17 protein-coding genes and 1 tRNA gene are annotated in these 14,860 nt (G+C 50.1%); 2 read left to right on the forward strand and 16 right to left on the reverse strand.

What is annotated here, in order from left to right:
• The first annotated feature begins 12 nt into the window (after positions 1–12).
• Complete coding sequence (locus tag C7382_RS06305; RefSeq protein ID WP_116679447.1) at positions 13–327, forward strand: DUF4286 family protein; 315 nt, start codon at positions 13–15, stop codon at positions 325–327.
• A 7-nt stretch (positions 328–334) separates the two neighbouring features.
• The gene (gene ruvC, locus C7382_RS06310) at positions 335–907 is read left to right on the forward strand and encodes a crossover junction endodeoxyribonuclease RuvC (RefSeq protein WP_116679448.1); all 573 of its coding nucleotides are present in this window, start codon (positions 335–337) and stop codon (positions 905–907) included.
• 204 nt (positions 908–1,111) lie between these two features.
• On the opposite strand, the gene C7382_RS06315 is transcribed toward ruvC, so the two are convergent.
• The 16 genes from C7382_RS06315 to C7382_RS10300 form a co-directional block, all read right to left on the reverse strand.
• On the reverse strand, positions 1,112–2,269 hold the full coding sequence (locus C7382_RS06315) for a 1-deoxy-D-xylulose-5-phosphate reductoisomerase (RefSeq protein ID WP_116679449.1): 1,158 nt from the start codon (positions 2,267–2,269) through the stop codon (positions 1,112–1,114).
• On the reverse strand, positions 2,266–2,793 hold the full coding sequence (gene rimM, locus C7382_RS06320) for a ribosome maturation factor RimM (protein WP_116679450.1): 528 nt from the start codon (positions 2,791–2,793) through the stop codon (positions 2,266–2,268). Before rimM ends, C7382_RS06315 begins: the two co-directional genes overlap by 4 nt.
• 9 nt (positions 2,794–2,802) lie before the next feature.
• Positions 2,803–4,107 (reverse strand): UDP-N-acetylglucosamine 1-carboxyvinyltransferase, encoded by a 1,305-nt coding sequence (murA, locus tag C7382_RS06325; protein WP_116679451.1) that lies wholly within the window; start codon positions 4,105–4,107, stop codon positions 2,803–2,805.
• A 31-nt stretch (positions 4,108–4,138) separates the two neighbouring features.
• Positions 4,139–4,741: a DUF4290 domain-containing protein gene (locus C7382_RS06330; RefSeq protein ID WP_116679452.1), complete on the reverse strand. Its 603-nt coding sequence runs from the start codon at positions 4,739–4,741 to the stop codon at positions 4,139–4,141.
• 20 nt (positions 4,742–4,761) lie between these two features.
• Positions 4,762–6,099, reverse strand: coding sequence for a glucose-6-phosphate isomerase (locus C7382_RS06335; RefSeq protein ID WP_116679453.1), 1,338 nt, complete (start codon positions 6,097–6,099; stop codon positions 4,762–4,764).
• A gap of 32 nt (positions 6,100–6,131) precedes the next feature.
• Positions 6,132–7,136, reverse strand: coding sequence for an NAD(P)H-dependent glycerol-3-phosphate dehydrogenase (locus C7382_RS06340; RefSeq protein ID WP_116679454.1), 1,005 nt, complete (start codon positions 7,134–7,136; stop codon positions 6,132–6,134).
• A 76-nt stretch (positions 7,137–7,212) separates the two neighbouring features.
• Positions 7,213–8,946 (reverse strand): lysine--tRNA ligase, encoded by a 1,734-nt coding sequence (gene lysS, locus C7382_RS06345; RefSeq protein WP_116679455.1) that lies wholly within the window; start codon positions 8,944–8,946, stop codon positions 7,213–7,215.
• Between the two features lie 105 nt (positions 8,947–9,051).
• Positions 9,052–9,930: a nucleoside phosphorylase gene (locus C7382_RS06350; RefSeq protein WP_116679456.1), complete on the reverse strand. Its 879-nt coding sequence runs from the start codon at positions 9,928–9,930 to the stop codon at positions 9,052–9,054.
• Positions 9,931–9,982: 52 nt separating this feature from the next.
• Complete coding sequence (locus C7382_RS06355) at positions 9,983–11,395, reverse strand: CDC27 family protein (RefSeq protein WP_116679457.1); 1,413 nt, start codon at positions 11,393–11,395, stop codon at positions 9,983–9,985.
• A 190-nt stretch (positions 11,396–11,585) separates the two neighbouring features.
• Positions 11,586–11,672, reverse strand: a tRNA-Ser gene (locus tag C7382_RS06360).
• A gap of 66 nt (positions 11,673–11,738) precedes the next feature.
• Complete coding sequence (locus C7382_RS06365) at positions 11,739–11,981, reverse strand: hypothetical protein (protein ID WP_116679458.1); 243 nt, start codon at positions 11,979–11,981, stop codon at positions 11,739–11,741.
• Positions 11,982–12,036: 55 nt separating this feature from the next.
• Complete coding sequence (gene pssA / locus C7382_RS06370; protein ID WP_116679459.1) at positions 12,037–12,744, reverse strand: CDP-diacylglycerol--serine O-phosphatidyltransferase; 708 nt, start codon at positions 12,742–12,744, stop codon at positions 12,037–12,039.
• A gap of 1 nt (position 12,745) precedes the next feature.
• Positions 12,746–13,417, reverse strand: coding sequence for a phosphatidylserine decarboxylase family protein (locus C7382_RS06375; protein ID WP_116679460.1), 672 nt, complete (start codon positions 13,415–13,417; stop codon positions 12,746–12,748).
• Positions 13,418–13,954: 537 nt separating this feature from the next.
• Positions 13,955–14,254 (reverse strand): hypothetical protein, encoded by a 300-nt coding sequence (locus C7382_RS06380; RefSeq protein WP_116679461.1) that lies wholly within the window; start codon positions 14,252–14,254, stop codon positions 13,955–13,957.
• Between the two features lie 108 nt (positions 14,255–14,362).
• The gene (locus C7382_RS06385; RefSeq protein WP_116679462.1) at positions 14,363–14,689 is read right to left on the reverse strand and encodes a C10 family peptidase; all 327 of its coding nucleotides are present in this window, start codon (positions 14,687–14,689) and stop codon (positions 14,363–14,365) included.
• Positions 14,641–14,793, reverse strand: coding sequence for a C10 family peptidase (locus C7382_RS10300; protein WP_373704765.1), 153 nt, complete (start codon positions 14,791–14,793; stop codon positions 14,641–14,643). Before C7382_RS10300 ends, C7382_RS06385 begins: the two co-directional genes overlap by 49 nt.
• Positions 14,794–14,860 lie beyond the last annotated feature (67 nt).

Raw genomic sequence — 14,860 nt, forward strand, 5'->3', positions numbered from 1 at the left:
GAGACAAACAGCATGATTCTATATAATATCACCTGGGTGACGGAGCCGACATTGGAGGCTGCACTTATTGATTACCTCGGTGCTACATTCGTACCCGCAGTCCTCGCCGACGGCTGCATGCACTCCCCAGCCCTACACCGCATCGAGCGTGAAGCAGCAGAAGGCGAAGGCGTGTCGCTGGCATTGCATTTCCTCGCCGAGGAGGCGACAAGTGCAGCTGTCTATTGGAGCGGAACCGGCTCGGAGCACATCGCCAAGTTGATTGCCAAGTTTGGCAACAACCGAGTGATGGGATTTGCCACAACGATGACGAGAATAGCATTCTGACCCCAAGATGGCTGCACAAGAACGCATTATCATGGGCATTGACCCGGGGACCATCCTGATGGGATACGGACTCCTCCACGTGTCGGGCACTACACCTCGACTCATGGCCATGGGCGTGATACGGCTGGATAAGTTCGACAACCACTACATCCGCCTCAAACGAATTTTCGATCGCGTAACAGGATTGATCGATGAATTTCTGCCTGACGAATTGGCCATCGAAGCTCCTTTCTTCGGCAAGAATGTGCAGAGTATGCTCAAGCTGGGCCGTGCGCAAGGCGTGGCAATGGCAGCAGCATTGGCACGCGACATACCCATAACCGAATACGTTCCCATGCGTATCAAGCAAGCGATCACAGGCAACGGCAATGCAAGCAAGGAACAGGTGGCAGGCATGCTACAGCGTTATTTGCGAATACCGGAAGAGCAGATGTTGCCCGAGATGGACGCCACGGACGGTCTGGCCGCCGCCGTTTGCCACTTCTTCCAGACGTCGGGACCGATGGCACAAACAAGCGGTTCGGCTGTGAAGAATTGGAAAGACTTTGTCAATCAAAATCCGGACAAAATACGCAGATAGCCGACCTTCTCCTCTCTCCTTTTCGACCTCAAGGGATACCCTATCTATCCCTAATGTATTCCATTCGACAACACTCGTTTGCCGACTAATAGTTCATACGACTTATATAGAATGATCGTACGCCTACGAAGCCATCCTGCAACGTGCAGGGAAGCAGCGTAGGCATACGATGAGACCTTTATTATTCGGGAAAGAAGGGAAAATCTAACGGCGGAAAGCCGGCAGAAGAGACTCGGCCACACGACGTGTGCGGCTGTCGGTATCGACAAAGGTGGAGAGAGCAACCTCATGTGACAATTCGTGCCGACTCATCACTTCGTACAACAAACGACTCATATCGGTAAAGGATATTTCGTCACGCAGAAATGCTGCAACGGCAACTTCATTGGCTGCATTGAGCGCACAAGGAGCATCGCCGCCCAAACGGATGGCATCGAAAGCATAAAAGAGGTTGGGGAAGCGCTCAAGATCGGGACGCTCGAACGTGAGGGGAGCAGCAGTAAAGTCCACCCGCGGGTATTCATTCGGAATCCGCTGGGTAATGCCGAGGGCGTAGCTGATGGGGAGACGCATATCGGGGATACCGAGCTGAGCCTTGACAGAACCATCACGAAACTGCACCATGGAGTGCACAATACTCTGCGGATGCACGAGTATCTCGATCTCGTCGGGCTGCATCTCGAATAGCCATTTGGCTTCGATCATCTCGAAACCTTTGTTCATGAGCGAAGCAGAGTCGATGGTCACCTTGGCTCCCATATTCCAATTGGGATGACAGAGTGCTTGTTCGCGTGTAACATGCTGCAACTCCTCTGCCGACAGATGGCGGAAAGGTCCGCCCGAAGCCGTCAGCAGGATTTTCTCGGGACGTTGTCGCTCGCCCAGCAGGGCCTGAAAAATGGCCGAATGCTCCGAATCGACCGGCAGGATAGGCACTTCGTGTTCGCGAGCCAACTGCATAATGAGTTCGCCGGCAACTACGAGGGTTTCCTTATTGGCCAATGCAATCATCTTTCCGGCCTGAATGGCTCGGATCGTGGGCAGAAGGCCGGAATAGCCCACCATAGCCGTCACCACCATGTCGATGTCCGGTGCCGAGACGGCATCGGCTATCGCATCGGCTCCGCACCACACTTTGATGGGTAGGTCGGCAAGTGCCGAGCGCACTGCTTCGTATTTATCAGCATTGGCCAGAACGACAACCTCCGGACCAAACTCACGAGCCTGTCGGATGAGCAGATCGGCATTGTTATTAGCCGTCAGCAGATAAACGTTGAAGAAGTCCGGATTATGCCGAATGATATCGAGCGTCTGTGTCCCGATGGAACCGGTGGAGCCGAGGATGGCAATGTTTTTCTTCATAGCTGAAGCAATCCGTCAGGGATAATAAGGGTGAGTGTGCGTCGGGCTACATCCATGTCCACGACCAAATCCTCTGCCACAGGAAGCAGAATCTCCTGTCCCTCAGGCGTGGTAATGGAAAGAAGGGTGTTGAGGGTGCTGTCATCCAAGTCGCTGATAGTACCCACAGAAGAACCGTCACGATCGAACACAGTGAAGCCGATAAAGTGCTCCCATGTAAACTCCAGGGATTCGTCTTCGAGGTATCGCTTCTCCATCAGCAAAGGGACACCACTGTATCGCTCCATGGCTTCCTTACTGTCTATGCCGACAAAGCGCAAAAGGGAAACTTCGCTGCTCTTCTCACGATAGCCGATAAGACGAAACGGTACGAGCAAAGCATCCAACTCGAAGAAGAGGAATAAGCGTTCCTCTTCCTCGAAGAGTGCAGCCAGATCGACGGTGAGGCGTGCATTGCACTCCCCCTGCACGCCGTGCGGTTTGCCCAGCGTGCCTATAGGTTCTAATGAATGGGAATCGATCATAACCGATTGTCAAAGACGAGAGATGCGCGCACCCAGTGCGTTGAGACGGGTATCGATGGCTTGGTATCCCCTGTCGATCTGCTCGACATTGTGGATGACACTTGTTCCTTCTGCACTCATGGCAGCAATCAGCAGGGCGATACCTGCACGAATATCGGGTGAAACCATTGAAGCAGCACGCAAAGGCACACGCTTGTCCAGACCGATGATGGTAGCACGGTGAGGATCGCAAAGGATGATCTGCGCACCCATGTCGATGAGTTTATCGACGAAGAAGAGACGGCTCTCAAACATTTTCTGGTGGATGAGCACGCTGCCCTTGGCCTGCGTGGCCACAACGAGAAAGACGCTGAGCAAGTCGGGCGTGAGTCCAGGCCATGGAGCGTCGGCTATCGTCATGATGGAACCGTCCATGAATGTGTCGATCTCGTAATGCTCCTGTCGCGGAATAAAGAGGTCATCACCCCGCTGCTCAACGGTGATTCCTAGTCTGCGGAACGATGCAGGGATAATCCCCAAGTCGGGCACGCTTACGTCCTTGATCAGCAATTCGGAGGCCGTCATGGCAGCCATCCCGATAAAGCTACCCACTTCGATCATATCCGGCAGCATGGTATGCTCGCAGCCGTTCAGACTCTTCACCCCTTCGATACGGAGGAGATTGGAGCCGATGCCTTCGATATGTGCCCCCATGCGTTGGAGCATCTTACTGAGCTGCTGCAGATAAGGTTCGCAGGCTGCATTATAAATAGTAGTAGTACCCTCGGCCAGAACGGCAGCCATGAGGATATTGGCTGTTCCCGTCACAGAAGCTTCGTCCAATAGCATATAAGTACCGGACAGCTTCTCTGCTTTCAGCTCATAAGCCTGAATATCTGTCTGATACTCACAGTTTGCGCCCAATGCCTGAATACCGACAAGATGGGTATCCAATCGGCGGCGACCGATCTTGTCACCTCCTGGCTTGGGGAAAACGGCATATCCGAAACGACTGATCAGCGGACCGACAAGCAGGACCGAACCACGGAGGGCACGACTCTTTTCCAAGAACTGCTCGCTCTTGATATATTCGAGATTCACATTATCGGCTTGGAAAGTGCAGACATCGCTTGATAGTCTATTCACCCGAACTCCCATGTTACGAAGGAGGTCGATCAGGTTGTTCACATCCAATATGTCCGGTATATTCCGTACCGTTACTTCTTGGTCTGTCAGCAGCGTAGCAGAGATAATCTGCAGTGCTTCGTTCTTGGCCCCTTGGACCAGAATCTCACCTTTGAGGCTGTTGCTCCCCTCGATTACATAAGATGCCATAGCGATAATGTGTTAGAGATAGAGTGGTTATTTATTTGCGCCGGAAGACTTTGTTCCTCTTGGCGTTGTTGTTATCCTTTCTCTCGGAAGCGTTGGGGATGGACAAGTGGCAGCTTTCTTCTGTCAGTTCGATGCGTCCCTCGGACAGCTCGTACAAGTCCTTGAATATCTTGTAATCATCAACAGTGTCCTTGTTCCAAGCCAGATAAGAACGTTTCATCTGGTTGGCAATCAGGAGTTCGAGAGCATGACGCTCTTCGCCAGGCTCCATCGCACAGGCCTTCTGGATCGCTTCCTGGATGAGATGGCCGTAGTGACGATAGATAATATCGTTATCGGAGTACTGCACTGCCATAGGTTTCTTCGCGAGAAGCTCCTTGCTGATAATCTCCATCGGGAAATCAATGTCGAGATCGAAGCCCGCCATGATGGCCAAGTGATCCCACAGGATATGCTTGGTCTCGCCATTCTCGCGGCGCTCGGGAAACATATTGCCCATGATGGCGATGATGGTCTGCGCACAGCGATTGCGTTCGTCACGATCGGCAATAGTCTTGCAGTAGTTCACCATGTTTTGGATATTCCGTCCATATTCCGGAATAGCCAAGGGTTCCATTTTACTATTATAATTCATCCTCTGATGTTGTGTAATTACTAATTCTGTTGCAATCGCTGCGCCATCGCAGCCGATTGGGCTTCGTAGCCGGGTTTGTTCAGCAGGGCGAACATATTGTTCTTATAAGCTTCGACTCCGGGTTGATCGAAGGGATTCACCCCAAGCATATAACCACTCACACCGACAGCCTTCTCAAAGAAGTAGAACAATTGCCCTATGTAGTAGGCATTCAGCTGTGGCAAAACGATACGGATATTGGGGACGTTGCCATCTACGTGTGCCAGTTGTGTGCCCAACTCCGCCATCTTATTGACCTCATCTACACGCCTTCCTGCCAAGAAGTTGAGACCGTCCAAGTCTTTGTCGTCCGATGGTATCGTCAAACAATGATCGGGCCGGGCTATTGAAATGACCGTCTCGAATATCGTGCGTTCCCCTTCCTGAATCCACTGTCCCATGGAATGTAGGTCAGTCGTCAGATCGATGGCAGCCGTGAAGATACCCTTGCCTTCCTTCCCTTCGCTCTCGCCGAAAAGTTGCTTCCACCACTCCCCGATGTTGTGCATCTTGGGATGGAAATTGGCCAGTATCTCGATCTTTTTTCCTTGACGATAGAGTGCATTGCGCACAGCCGCATACTGCAAAGCCAGATTCTCAGCAAAGGCAACGCCAACTGCCGTCATCGCTTCCATATCGGCAGCACCACGCACCAATTCACGGATATTGAAGCCCGCAACCGCGATAGGGAGCAAACCAACGGGCGTCAGCACCGAGAAACGACCACCTACATTGTCGGGGATCACAAAGGTCTTATACCCTTCCTCATCGGCCAATCGTCGCAGAGCTCCTTTGGCAGCATCGGTTATGGCTACGATCCGTTCTTTGGCTCCCTCTCGTCCCACCCGAGACTCCAGCAGATCCTTCAAGAGGCGGAAAGCAATGGCCGGCTCCGTCGTCGTGCCACTCTTGGATATATTGATGATGCCAAAGGACTTGTCTCGCAAGAAGTCCAGCATTTCGTACAAATAATCCTCTCCGATATGATTACCGGCATAGAGAAGAACGGGATTCTTCCTATCCGAACGATATGCATCGAATCCATTTTGCAAAGCATCTACCACGGCTCTTGCACCGAGGTAACTTCCTCCGATACCCACATTGACGACATAGTCGCATTGCTCACGGAGTGTGGCTGCAACGGATTCGATTGCTGCCAGATCCTTTTCAGAGATCGAAGACGGGAGGTGGATCCATCCGAGGAAGTCATTCCCCTTGCCGGTACCATTATCGAGCATGGCATTGCACTTCTCAGCCTCTTCATGATAGGAAGAGAGGGAGAGAGTCACCTTGGAGAGATCTAACTGAATCCTTTCCATATAGCGATTGGCGTCTTAGTTGGTTCTTTGGATTATTTGAAATGAGCTGTCAGCGCAGTGATGGCCTCCGCCGCGTTCCGCTTCTCATACAAGATTTCATAAACCGTGTTCATGATCGGCATATTGACTTGATAGCGTTTGTTGACCTCTCGGACACATTTCGCTCCGTAATACCCCTCGGCTATCATCTCCATTTCCATTTGGGCCGACTTGACACTATAACCCTTGCCGATCATATTGCCGAAAGTCCTATTGCGACTATAATTGGAATAGGCCGTCACCAGAAGGTCGCCCAAGTAAACGGAGTCTGTTATCTCACGACTGAGCAAGTGGACAGTATTGACGAAGCTGTTCATCTCAGCGATGGCATTGGACATGAGTACGGATTGGAAGTTGTCGCCGTACTGCAGGCCGTTGCAAATGCCGGCAGCGATGGCGTAAACATTCTTCAATACGGATGCATACTCTATTCCCACGACATCTTGGCTGGTCGTACAGCTTACATAATCATTACGCAGCACCTCAGCCATGGCTTTCGCTTTTCCGAGATCGAAGCAGCCGACCGTCAAATAAGACCTGCGTCCTTTGACCACCTCTTCGGCGTGGCACGGACCGGCTACGACACCGATATATTCATTGGGAACATCGCAGAAATCATGCAAATACTCAGAAATCAAAACGTTTTCGTCCGGCACGATTCCTTTGATGGCATTGATGATTTGCTTGCCGCGTATACTGGAAGAACGTACGCGCTTGAGGTACTGTTTGATAAAAGGTGAAGGAGTGACGAGGACGACCGTATCGCTGGCTCTGAAAAAGCTATTGAGGTCCGAATCCGTGAAGAAAGTGATCTTCTTAGGATCGAATACGGCATCTTGTAAATAATTGGGATTGTGTCCGGTGCGTTGAAAACCGCGCACCTGTTCTTCCCGACGCATAAACCAATTGATGGATGGTTGAGAGGTCAAAATGATTTTGGCCAAAGCAGTCGCCCAACTGCCACTTCCTAATATCCCTATTCTCCCGATTCCGCCCATGATATTTTAGTTATCTGAATGATAAAAATAGCTGCACGAAAGAGAGGCATTCTCCCTTCGTGCAGCTACATAATTGCTATTCATAGGGAGCTTCCTGCCATGCTGACACAATTTCCAGGTTGAGGTTGGGAAGCCCGAGCTTATATTTCTTGTTGAGGTCCATGAGTTGCTGCATCACCTTGCCGGGTTTGTCTTCTCGCATGGCGGCGACAGTCAAATAGCCGGCTTTGTGCAATACGGGCACCCAGTCCTCGGGAACGCCACAGATGGCAAACTTCTCCTTCGAGTCACGAAGAGCGACCTTCTCCGGCTTCATCTGAGGGAAGAACAGCACCTCTTGGATACTCTCCTGTCCGGTCAGCAGCATAACGAGACGGTCCATACCGATACCCATACCACTCGTCGGAGGCATACCGTATTCAAGTGCGCGGATGAAGTCATTATCGATGTACATGGCCTCATCATCGCCCTTTTCCGACAATCTGAGCTGTTCTTCGAAGCGCTCTCGCTGGTCTATCGGGTCATTCAACTCAGAATAGGCGTTGGCCAATTCCTTTCCGTTGACCATCAGCTCGAAGCGCTCAGTAAGCTCCGGATTCGTACGATGCTCTTTGGTCAGAGGAGACATTTCTTTGGGGTAGTCTGTGATGAAGGTGGGTTGGATGTAGTTCTTCTCGCATTTCTCGCCGAAGATCTCATCCACAAGCTTTCCTTTGCCCATGGTTTCGTCATGCTCCACACCGATCTGGTCGCACGCACGACGCAGTTCCTCCTCGTTCATACCGCTTATGTCTATGCCCGTATGCTCATGGATTGCTTCGACCATAGTCACACGCTTGAAGGGAGCCTTGAAGCTAATCTGCTTGTCCCCGACTTGCACCTCGGTAGTTCCCAGCACATCCATACAGATGCGTTCCAACATCTGCTCGGTGAAGGCCATCATCCAGTTATAGTCCTTGTAGGCTACGTATATCTCCATAGCCGTGAACTCGGGATTGTGCGTACGATCCATTCCTTCGTTACGGAAGTTGCGGCTGAACTCATACACCCCGTCGAAGCCGCCTACGATCAGACGTTTCAGATACAGCTCGTTGGCAATTCTCAAGTAAAGGGGGATATCGAGTGCATTATGATGTGTAACGAAAGGACGTGCAGCAGCACCGCCGGGGATCGATTGCAATACCGGCGTGTCCACTTCGATGTATCCGCGTTCGTTGAAGAAGTTACGCATCGAATTGAAGACCATCGTCCGCTTGAGGAAGATATCTTTCACATGGTTATTCACCACGAGATCCACATAGCGTTGGCGGTAGCGTTGCTCCGGATCAGTGAAGCCGTCGAAGACTTCGCCATCTTTCTCTTTCACGACAGGAAGGGGACGAATTGCTTTCGACAGGAAGGTCATTTCTTCCACATGCACCGAGATCTCTCCCATCTGCGTCCTGAAGACAAAACCCTTGACACCGATAAAGTCGCCTATGTCCGTGCACTTTTTGACCACCGTGTTGTAGAACTCCTTGTCTTCACCCGGGCATATATCGTCACGAGTAATGTAGATCTGGATACGTCCTTCGGCATCCTGCAGCTCCATGAAGGTAGCCTTGCCCATGATGCGTCGGCTCATGATGCGACCAGCGATACGCACTTGGCGTTTCTCTACCTCATCGTCACTAAAATTCTTTTTGATTTCGGCAGAATATGCATCCACTAGATATTCCGCAGCAGGATAAGGATTAATTCCCAGATTACGCAGTTGTTCGAGACTATTGCGTCGTACGACTTCTTGTTCCGAAAGTTCGAGTATGTTCATGCAAAAACTTCTATTTTATATCCTATAGCTTCTCCGCTTCCAATATCGCTCTTGGAGTGCAGTTTTTCGCGAGAAAACTTTATTCACAAAAGTAGGTCTTTTCTGTCAGATACGGGCCAGAACCAGATCAATAAGCCCCTCTATACTGCCTTTATAGGCGGTATTCATCTGTTCCGACTTCCGTCCGGCGATGATACAGCACACCGTCACAGCCCTGTGCCCCATGAGAGCAGCCAGGCCGGCCAGGGACGAACTCTCCATTTCGTAGTTGGTGATCCGGCTGCCATAGTAGTCGAAAGTCTGTATTTTCCGGTTCAGCTGGGGATCTCTCAGCGGGAGTCGTAAGCATCGGCCTTGCGGACCGTAAAAGCCATTGGCAGCAATAGTTACGCCTCGCAGGACATCACTCCCACATATCTGCTCTGTAAGCGTCCGATCCGAAAGGATGACATAGGGCTTCAAGCCCATTATCTGCCATTCGAGCTGCTGCAACAGAGCCTGCTCAAAGGACAAATCCCGTATCTTCTCCGTACCATCATAGAAATACATGACCCCGTCGAAGCCGATGCTTCTCTCGGCTGCCACATAGGCACCGATGGGAGTATTCTCTTGCAAACCGCCCGAGGTCCCCACCCTCACGAGGGTGAGTTGCCGAAAAATATCCTTGATCTGACGGGTCTTGAGATCTATATTGGCCAGTGCATCCAGTTCGTTCAGGACTATATCTATATTGTCCGAACCGATGCCGTGACTTTGGACAGTTATTCGTTTGCCTTGGTACCACCCCGTTATTGTATGAAACTCCCGATTGGACACGCTGCACTCCACTCGATCGAATCGGGAAGCCACCATGTCCACACGAGCAGGATCGCCGACCAAGACAACCTTGTCAGCCAATTGCTCCGGACGCAGATGCAGGTGAAAGACCGATCCATCCTCATTAATGATCAGCTCCGAAGGAGGGATTATTCTTTTGTTATTCATAAGGGAAGGGGTTGTTTGTCAGTTATGAGATATTGCGTGAGGCGGCAGTATCTTATTGCGATTGCATCTCTAAGTTTCTCACCTCTTTCTCCAATGCGTTTATTTCGCGCTGCATGGCGGGAATGCTATTCTCCAATTGCAGGATCTCTTGTCGTAATCGGTTGCGCTCAGCAGTCGGGGCTTCCCCATATTGACGACGCAGTTGCTCCAAACGGGCAGTGGATTGGTCCAGTTTCTTTGCCTTCGCCACCACATCTTGATAGCGCGATCTGGCTTCACGACTTCGGAAGTCATTCCACTTGGTATAGATGCGCAAGCCCTGCATGGGAAAGTAAATTTGGTATTCCGATGCCTTCTTTTCGGCATCGGTGCGAACATCACGAGCCATCGCTATCAATTCGCTATAGTCGCGATCCTCATCCAGCGTCACCGCAATGCTGCGAAGAGAAGCGTAACCCCTCTTCACATCCAAATCGTCCGTAGCCACCGGCCTTACGGCATCGTTAATGGCGAAGGTATAGACGACAGCTGTGTCGGCCGGACAGAAACGGTCACTGGCGAAGAAGCCGATACCGCGTGCCTCATCATAGACCAAGAGATAATCATCAAAGGGAGAATTGAAAGGCATACCCAAGAGAACAGGCTCCAAGAAAGTGCCCTCCTCCAGATCGCGACGCGCCATATAGAGGTCGTAGCCTCCTAAGCCGTTGGGACGGTTACTGGCAAACAGAACCGTAATGCCGTCCGCTCGCATCGAGGGATAGTTGTCGTCGTACTCCGTATTGAGTCGGTCGAGTGGCTGAACGTCACTCCATCTATTGTGAATGAAATTGGCTTCATACAGATCGTATCTTCCGGCCGAATTCCTTCGCGTCACGAGAGAGAAATCGCCTCGGCCATTGACAAAGGTCGTAGCCTCGGCCTGACTCCCTTGCAACCAAGAGATATTGCCATTGTCGGCCGTGAGATGGTAGGCGGAGAGAAGATCCTGCTTGCGGATTCGCACGCTATCGAATACCTCTATCCATTCCGCCCGGTCGAGCAGACGACTGCCACGACGCATCCGCTCCATCTCGACATCCACACGAGTCGTCTCCTGTTTCTTCTTCACAAGAGTAGCTCTGTATCGCTCCAGTGTTGTGAGAGCTTCGGAGAAATGATATCCCTTGGCATAAGCATCAGCCAGCAGCTCGTAAGCATCGGCACGTTTGCTCGTAGCTACCCGCAGCGGCTCAACTGCTTCGTCGTAGTGACGCACCTTGTATAGGAGTGAGCCCAAGAGATAGTTATTGTCTGGTTGTTTGGAGTTCTTGGCGACCAATTGTCTCGCCATCGGGAGGGCCTTTTCATATTGACCACTGTCGATCAGAAGACGGATTTCCGATGCTTGCTGTGCATAGGACTGTTTGCCTCCGAAAGCTAAGATCAAGGCAAGTAGCGGAAGGATGATAGAACGATAGGCCATCTTTTGCAATTGACGATTCGTTTAGGATGAATGGGTTTCATGCGCCTCTGTCGGGCACATATATACGCATCGGCTCGCTTATGTCCTTATGCGTATCTTACAAAGGTAATGTTTCTTGCTTACCACAGGCCTGTGCAGGGCGCCGGAAACAAAAAAAGACCGGACTACAGCCGGTCTTTTTTACTTGAAGCGGAAGCGACGAGATTCGAACTCGTGGTACGGTTACCCGTACGACAGTTTAGCAAACTGTTGGTTTCAGCCACTCACCCACACTTCCGTTGTATAGGAGGTCTTCCGAATACGGACGCAAAGATACTACTTCTTTTGATTTAAGCAAGCGTCATTAGCGGTCTTTTATGTCTTCAAAATCGACATATTCCCCCTGATCTTTGTCGAATCGACGCTTTTCCAGCTCTTCCAACTCCACTTTTTCGCCCGGGGCAGGTACTTTGGGTTCCTGTGGCTCTCCTCGCGGACGTTCTCCCCTCGGATTGAAGAACATACGACGGATGGCTACCACCCGAATCAAAAAGCGTATGACCCAGTAGATCAGAAAACCGAAAAATATGACGAGTAATAATTCCATGATTGATGTTATGAATGCGTTTTGCGTTAGTCCACAAATATAAAACAGTGGATGGTCATCCTTGTTCTTGCGTCCTCTTGCGCGCCACCAATGCCATCAGCACATAGAGGATGATGGCCGGAGCAAATCCGCCTATGTTCCAGAGGGCAACGAACACCGCCGAAGCTATGACCAATATATATCGCCATTCATTGCCACGCCACGCCATCGACTTCATCTTCAGCGCCAGCATCGGCAGCTCGCAGACCATCAGATAGGAGAAGAGGCATACGAGCACAAGGGTCAGGGCGAGCAGGGGCAGTCCTGTTATGACGGGCTCTTCGGTCAGACCGCATAGATAAATGTAGGCGATCCAGAACAAAGCATTGGCAGGCACGGGCAGGCCGATGAAGGATGTGCTCTGTCGTGTATCGTTATTGAACTTGGCCAGACGCACCGTAGCGAAAGCGGCCAATACAAATACGCCATAGGTGGCAATGCCATAGGGCTCCACCCATCCGGACAAAGCAACGTACAGGCTCATGGCAGGGGCTACACCGAAGCTGACAACATCCGCCAACGAGTCCAGATCGGCACCAATGGGCGACTGCACCTTCAGCAACCGAGCCAACATCCCGTCAAAAAAGTCGAAGACAGCTGCCAAGACAATGAAGCCGGCTGCCCAACGGAGATCGCCGTATTCGATGGCGGCTATGATGGAGGCACAACCTGCGAGGAGGTTGAGGCAGGTCACGATATTGGGGATATGCTTGCGGATCTGCATATTATTTTTCTTCCGGCAGTCGTGCGATGAGGGTCTGATTGCCCACGGTCTTCTGATCCAACTTCACTTCTATCTGAGAACCTAAAGGCAGATACAGGTCCACGCGCGAACCAAATTTGATAAATCCCATATGGGCATCTACCGAACATTCGTCGCCCACCTCGGCATAGGTGACGATGCGACGTGCCAAGGCTCCGGCAATCTGGCGAGCCAGTACACAGAAACCGTTCTCCGTCTTGATGAGCACAGCCGATCGTTCATTGTCCGTACTACTCTTAGGCAGATAAGCAGCCATAAAGTGTCCGTCTCGATGCGACACATGGACCACACGACCACGACAAGGGAACCAATTGGCATGGACATTGAAGATCGACATGAAAATCGATACCTGAATGCAACGCTCTTTCAGAATCTCATGCTCAGTCACTTCCTCGATAGCGACCACCGTCCCGTCAGCAGGAGCCACAACGGCTCGGGCGTCCTCCACAAAGGCGCTATGCCGTTTGGGACAACGGAAGAAATTGACCGTGAGAAGATAGAGAAAGATGGCAACGACTGTCACCACATAGGATATAATGGAAGCTCCAAGGAAATAGAATAGGCTCAAACATATTCCCGTGAAGAGGGTGGCCATGGAAACCAGCAGGCCGGTACTCTCTTTATGAACTTTCATGCAATGTTTTTAATCAATAGTTGTAATAACGGTAGCCAGTCCTAATGCGGAGCCTTGAAACGCCCCCCACATACGCTACCATCCACAAAAGTAACGCTTTTTCTTGTCTTCGTCGCTCGTTTTTGCTTTGCACTTTCTTTAGCAGGCTGACACCTTCCGACAGACATTCGGAAACCAAACTGCCCCCACTATCGCTCTACGTTCAATGGGGGCAGTCCAATGCTCAGATATAAGACCTATTGTAATCCGGGAAGGTGGCGGGGAAAAGTTGTTGCATTAAAGGGTTTCTCTCTATCAGGAATAATTCGAGATTCAAAACTTGCTGTCATACTGGTAGTGAGCTTAGGCCCGTTCTTCAATGTAACAATTACCTGCATTTTGTGTTCGCCAGCAACAGATGGTTTACTTACAAACTGAAAAAAAGAGTATATATCCCACACCATAGGGATACCATCAACGGGAAAATTAGATAACAAGCACTTCCCTTGTTTAGGACACATAGGATCATAGTCACTCCTTATGAACTCGGCATAAGTCTCATAATGTATAGATAGTAATATCATTCAACGAAGTACCCTTGGGGTGCTGAGCATTATAATCATCCAAAGCTATTACATCTATTGATTTTATTGTATGCATCAGAGCTGAATAACCTGTAAATGTCCACCCCTGTTTATTATAGGCTGTATCTGCATTTAACCACGTTAGAAATTTATGGTATTGAGAGCCACTACCATAGAGTTTACCAAAAAATTCTATACGCTTTATTTCCATTCCTTCGCACATTTCGTGGAAACTCATCTCTATCGAATCGGCATCAGTGTACCAATCAGACATCTATTTGGATAATCGGGAATATCCAACATTTGCACTTCGTTCTCGTGGCTACAGGCTGTCATGCAGATATTGAGCATGGCAGCAAACAAAACGAATGTCAATACAGCTTTATCCTTCATGTATCTGCATCAATTTAGGTTTAATATCAGTTATTATTTTTATATCAAAACAAAAGTTATGTTCAGGATTTTGTGGATTATAATAGTATTGTCCACCATCATCATGATACATCATGCCATGCTGGAGGTCAAAAACGTCTTTCTTATAAAAGCCATTGTATCTGCCATTTGCACCCCAATTACAATGATAATATGATGGATGCACTGTCCATGTCCAAACGAGTTCACCCGTTTCATTATTGTAGACAAGTACATCATAAGACGTCTTTAAGTAGCCATCAATAACCCATGCATGACCAGATCTTGTATATTCCAATTCAAGGTCTTGCCTTCCAACACCTTAGGATATTTATGATATGTAGTTATTTGCCCCACAGCTATAGCAACGCATCCGGCAGGAGCCCGCTCTCCATTATTCATTACCTCAGCATGCAAATTAAAAGGCGCCCTTTGTCCCCACTTTACATTCAAGAGTACTTCCTTCTCC

Origin of the sequence: Porphyromonas loveana (assembly GCF_003096695.1) — a bacterium.
In the GTDB taxonomy this organism is placed as follows: Bacteria; Bacteroidota; Bacteroidia; order Bacteroidales; family Porphyromonadaceae; genus Porphyromonas; species Porphyromonas loveana.

Excerpts from the sequence above, each read along its gene's own strand:
- rimM (WP_116679450.1), bottom strand. The coding sequence starts at position 2,793 with ATGATCGATTCCCATTCATTAGAACCTATAGGCACGCTGGGCAAACCG.
- C7382_RS06375 (WP_116679460.1), bottom strand. The coding sequence starts at position 13,417 with ATGAAAGTTCATAAAGAGAGTACCGGCCTGCTGGTTTCCATGGCCACC.
- C7382_RS10300 (WP_373704765.1), bottom strand. The coding sequence starts at position 14,793 with ATGAATAATGGAGAGCGGGCTCCTGCCGGATGCGTTGCTATAGCTGTG.
- murA (WP_116679451.1), bottom strand. The coding sequence starts at position 4,107 with ATGGCATCTTATGTAATCGAGGGGAGCAACAGCCTCAAAGGTGAGATT.
- C7382_RS06365 (WP_116679458.1), bottom strand. The coding sequence starts at position 11,981 with ATGGAATTATTACTCGTCATATTTTTCGGTTTTCTGATCTACTGGGTC.
- C7382_RS06380 (WP_116679461.1), bottom strand. The coding sequence starts at position 14,254 with ATGTCTGATTGGTACACTGATGCCGATTCGATAGAGATGAGTTTCCAC.
- C7382_RS06355 (WP_116679457.1), bottom strand. The coding sequence starts at position 11,395 with ATGGCCTATCGTTCTATCATCCTTCCGCTACTTGCCTTGATCTTAGCT.
- C7382_RS06350 (WP_116679456.1), bottom strand. The coding sequence starts at position 9,930 with ATGAATAACAAAAGAATAATCCCTCCTTCGGAGCTGATCATTAATGAG.
- C7382_RS06335 (WP_116679453.1), bottom strand. The coding sequence starts at position 6,099 with ATGGAAAGGATTCAGTTAGATCTCTCCAAGGTGACTCTCTCCCTCTCT.
- lysS (WP_116679455.1), bottom strand. The coding sequence starts at position 8,946 with ATGAACATACTCGAACTTTCGGAACAAGAAGTCGTACGACGCAATAGT.
- C7382_RS06330 (WP_116679452.1), bottom strand. The coding sequence starts at position 4,741 with ATGAATTATAATAGTAAAATGGAACCCTTGGCTATTCCGGAATATGGA.
- ruvC (WP_116679448.1), top strand. The coding sequence starts at position 335 with ATGGCTGCACAAGAACGCATTATCATGGGCATTGACCCGGGGACCATC.
- pssA (WP_116679459.1), bottom strand. The coding sequence starts at position 12,744 with ATGCAGATCCGCAAGCATATCCCCAATATCGTGACCTGCCTCAACCTC.
- C7382_RS06340 (WP_116679454.1), bottom strand. The coding sequence starts at position 7,136 with ATGGGCGGAATCGGGAGAATAGGGATATTAGGAAGTGGCAGTTGGGCG.
- C7382_RS06315 (WP_116679449.1), bottom strand. The coding sequence starts at position 2,269 with ATGAAGAAAAACATTGCCATCCTCGGCTCCACCGGTTCCATCGGGACA.
- C7382_RS06305 (WP_116679447.1), top strand. The coding sequence starts at position 13 with ATGATTCTATATAATATCACCTGGGTGACGGAGCCGACATTGGAGGCT.